This window comes from Neorhizobium sp. SHOUNA12A, from assembly GCF_023006505.1.
Lineage (GTDB): Bacteria > Pseudomonadota > Alphaproteobacteria > Rhizobiales > Rhizobiaceae > Neorhizobium.
On sequence record NZ_JALBGV010000205.1, the window covers coordinates 1 to 555 of the forward strand.

At 56.9% G+C, this 555-nt stretch carries 1 tRNA gene and 1 rRNA gene; both read left to right on the forward strand.

Going from position 1 to position 555, the window contains the following annotated elements:
• The first annotated feature begins 119 nt into the window (after positions 1-119).
• Positions 120-234: ribosomal RNA gene (gene rrf / locus MOV63_RS32490) — 5S ribosomal RNA — on the forward strand.
• Positions 235-478: 244 nt separating this feature from the next.
• Positions 479-555 (forward strand) — tRNA-Met (locus MOV63_RS32495).

Here is a 555-nt window from a genome sequence, read left to right on the forward strand (position 1 = left end):
CGCTGGCCTGTATGGGTGCCTCAAGCGCTCGTCAGGTCCGGAAAGGTTCAAAGACGTGTTCAAAGACTAAAAAATGAGGTTCGCCTCAACCAGCTTCTCACAATGTTGCGCTTCGCTGACCTGGTGGTCATTGCGGGGCGGCCGCACCCGTTCCCATTCCGAACACGGCCGTGAAACGCCCCTGCGCCAATGGTACTCCGTCTCAAGACGCGGGAGAGTAGGTCGCTGCCAGGTCTGCCAAACGCAACATATCTTCTCAATTCACGAAACCTAACGGCCCTTGAAGCCGACCTCAAGGGCCGCCCACAAGCGGCCTTTCGTCGTTTGAAAACCTGAAATACGAGGAAATCGCACCCCATATCTTCCAGTGCGACCCTCACAGGAGACAAATCGCCTTCGGCAATTTGCTCCGGCAGAAGGCATAACCGCTCGAAGCGGTTACGCCATCGCGATAAATCCCAAAGGGATTTACGCCTTACGCGGGGTGGAGCAGCCCGGTAGCTCGTCAGGCTCATAACCTGAAGGCCGCAGGTTCAAATCCTGCCCCCGCAACCA